The sequence below is a fragment of the Skermanella sp. genome, assembly GCF_059503625.1.
In genome coordinates, this window is the sequence record NZ_JCACHA010000195.1 from 1 (window position 1) to 3,397 (window position 3,397).

General features: G+C 62.4%; 4 protein-coding genes. 3 read left to right on the forward strand and 1 reads right to left on the reverse strand.

What is annotated here, in order from left to right:
* On the forward strand, positions 1 to 420 hold a 420-nt coding region (locus tag AC5JJ6_RS05015; RefSeq protein WP_496040988.1), incomplete at its 5' end, for a CorA family divalent cation transporter.
* Between the two features lie 81 nt (positions 421 to 501).
* Here the strand turns inward: AC5JJ6_RS05015 and AC5JJ6_RS05020 are convergent.
* Positions 502 to 1,272 (reverse strand): glucose 1-dehydrogenase, encoded by a 771-nt coding sequence (locus AC5JJ6_RS05020; RefSeq protein WP_496040989.1) that lies wholly within the window; start codon positions 1,270 to 1,272, stop codon positions 502 to 504.
* 212 nt (positions 1,273 to 1,484) lie between these two features.
* On the opposite strand from AC5JJ6_RS05020, the gene AC5JJ6_RS05025 reads away from it, so the two are divergent.
* Entirely contained in the window at positions 1,485 to 2,945 is a 1,461-nt protein-coding gene (locus AC5JJ6_RS05025) for a sigma-54-dependent transcriptional regulator (protein WP_496040990.1), read from the forward strand.
* Positions 2,946 to 3,324: 379 nt separating this feature from the next.
* On the forward strand, positions 3,325 to 3,397 hold a 73-nt coding region (locus tag AC5JJ6_RS05030), incomplete at its 3' end, for a cold-shock protein (protein ID WP_496040991.1).

Below are 3,397 nucleotides of genomic sequence, written 5' to 3' on the forward strand. Positions count from 1 at the left end.
AGGGTCGGCGACCTGACCAACAAGGTCCGCGACAGTCTGGCCGGCCTGGACCGGCTGGCCACATATCTGGCGACCATCAGCACCGGCCGTCTCAACAAGGAACAGAAGGCGCTGCTGAAGAGCTTGAACCGCGACCTGCGGTCGCTGGGCGAGCATGCCGGCTATCTGAGCCAGCAGACCAACTTCCTGCTCGACGCGACGCTGGGCGTCATCAACATCGAGCAGAACGCGATCATCAAGATCTTTTCGGTCGTCGCCGTGGTCTTCCTGCCGCCGACCCTGATCGCCAGCATCTACGGCATGAACTTCCACTTCATGCCGGAGCTGGACAAGGCGTGGGGCTATCCGCTGGCGCTGGGCCTGATGGTGGTGTCGGCGATCCTGCCGCTGCTCTACTTCCGCCGCCGGGGCTGGCTGTAGTTTTTTCGGGCAAGGCCCCTGCAGGGCTCACGCGCGGCTTTCATGCGGGCCGGCGCAAGCCGGCCCGCCGTGGGCCTTGGCCTAGACGCAGCGTCCTCCATCCACCTCCAGCGCTACGCCGGTGATGAACTCGGCCTCGTCCGAAGCAAGCCACAGCGCGGCATTGGCTATGTCGTCGGGGCGGCTCATGCGGCCGAGCGGAATGCCGGAGATGAACTGGCGCCGCTTTTCCGGCGTATCCTCGCCCATGAAGTCGCCGGTCATGCCGGTTTCGCCGATCACCGGGCACAGAGCGTTGACGCGGATCTTCAGGGGAGCCAATTCCACCGCCATGCTCTTGGTGGCCGTTATCGCGGCTCCCTTGGAGCTGTTGTACCACGTCAGCCCCGGCCGTGGCCGCAGCCCCGCCGTGGACGCCGTCGTCAGGATGACGCCGCCGCCCCGCCGCTGCAGGGCCGGCACGGCATGGCGCGCGGCCAAAAACAGCGCCTTCACGTTGACCGCGAAGATGCGGTCGAACTCGCCGTCGGTGACTTCCAGCATCGGCTTGTTGCGATGGGTGTAGCCGGCGTTGTTGACCATGATGTCCAGCCCGCCGAAGCGGTCCTCGGCGGCTGCGACCATCGCCGCAACCGCAGGGTCGTCGGTCACGTCGGCGCCGAAGAACATCGCCTGGCCCTGACCGGTTCCGCCGCCCGAACTATTTATCGAGTCGGCCACCCTGCGGCCCTTTTCCTCGTCCAGATCGTTGATCAGGACCTGGGCGCCCTCGCGCGCGAAGGTCCGGGCGATGCCTTCTCCGAAGCCCGAACCGGCCCCGGTGACGATGGCGATCTTGTTCGTCAGACGCATCTTTCCCCCTGAATTTGTTGCATTTGCCGCTTTTTGTCTCTTTTGAGACTCTCTCGCAAATAGGTATCTTATGAGCAATTCGATGTCTAAACGAACTATCCGTCAAGAGTGCCTCGGCGTTGGAAGATTGCTCCCGATCAGCGGAATCAGGTATTCTCCGATTGCATCAATCTTAGTCTTCGGGACCGAAAATTATCGCTAACGCAAAGGTTTTGCTGGTTGAAGATACGCCGTCGCTGGCGCGTGTCTATACCGAGTACCTCAAGAAAGCGGCTTTCACGGTTACCGCCGTCGAGACCGGCGCTGCGGCGCTCGACGCTCTGCGGGAGGCTCCGCCCGAGGTCGTGCTGCTGGACCTCCAGCTGCCCGACATCAACGGCATGGAGATCCTGAAATACGTTTCGGGTCAGCAGATCCCGACCGCGGTCGTCATCATCACCGCCCATGCCTCCGTCAACGTGGCGGTCGAGGCGATGCGGTACGGCGCCTACGATTTCGTCGTCAAGCCGTTCACCGCCGACCGGCTGATGGTGACGGTACGCAACGCGGTCGAGCGGCTGCGGCTGGCCCAGATCGTCGACACCTATGCCGAGGAACTGGCGCGCAGCCGCTTCCACGGCTTCATCGGCAGTTCGCTCGCGATGCAGGGCGTCTACCGGATCATCGACAGCGCCGCGTCCAGCCGGGCCACCGTCTTCATCACCGGCGAGTCCGGCACCGGCAAGGAAGTCTGCGCGGAGGCGATCCACCGGCAGAGCCCCCGCCGCGACAATCCGTTCGTGGCGATCAACTGCGGCGCCATCCCGAAGGAGCTGATGGAAAGCGAGATCTTCGGCCATGTGAAGGGCGCCTTCACCGGCGCCGTGGCCGACCGAGAGGGGGCGGCGGCGCGGGCCAACGGCGGCACCCTGTTCCTGGACGAGATCTGCGAGATGGAGCCGGGGCTTCAGACCAAGCTGCTCCGCTTCATCCAGACCGGCACCTTCCAGAAGGTCGGCGGCACCAAGCTGGACAAGGTCGACCTGCGCATCCTGTGTGCTACCAACCGCGACCCGCTGCGCGAGGTCGAGGAAGGCCGCTTCCGCGAGGACCTGTACTACAGGCTGCACGTCATCCCGGTCCACCTGCCGCCGTTGCGCGAGCGGGAGGACGACGTCCTGTCGATCGCCCATCAGTTCCTGCTCGATTACGCCGCCGAGGAGGGCAAGAGCTTCAGCCGCTTCCACCCCGATGTGGAACAGGTATTCCGGGCCTATTCCTGGCCCGGCAACGTCCGCCAGCTCCAGAACGTGATCCGCAACGTCGTCGTCCTTCATGACGGCGATCAGGTCATGCTGTCGATGCTGCCGTCCCCCCTGAACCAGTCCGCCCAGAGCCTGTATCCGCAACAGCGAGCGCTTGCCGCGGTAGCCCACGGGGCCGGACCGGGGCTGGCGGAGCAGGGCGGCGTTTTCACCCAGCACGCGGCGGGGCAGCGCGGCGTCGCCGTCATGACCCATGCGGCGCCCGAGCCGCGTCAGGTCCGGCCGCTCTGGCAGGTCGAAAAGGAAGCCATCGAAGAAGCCATCGCAGCATGCGACGGCAATATCCCGCGCGCGGCGGCGCTCCTGGAGATCAGTGCTTCGACCATCTACCGGAAGCGGATGGCTTGGGAAGCCGAGGGACGCGCCTGACCAAGGTCAGTCTGCAAGTTCCCGTTCAAACCATGTGTTCGTTTAAATTTTAATCCAACTTGTAAATCCAGGCGTTTCAAGAAATGCAGTCGATCACTATAGATGGTCTGTATTCTTTAGACATAGACTGACCACTCAGTACTATACTTTATAGACGAAAAAGATATATCCGTGAATTCTGATCTTGTGCGGCTAAGATTGAATCGTTAGCGTAGTCTTAAGTTATCCATGGTTTGGATCTTTGCTACGTCAATTCAAGTTCTTGCGACGGGCTGCTCCACCATCGATTACGACGTCAGGCTTCGGCCCGACACAACAGCCGGAACGACTGAAAAAAGATCCGGCATTACTGGCCTAGGACTATCAGGGAGTTGCAGTCATGGCGACTGGCACGGTGAAGTGGTTCAATTCGACCAAAGGCTATGGATTCATCGCTCCGGAGAACGGGGTCA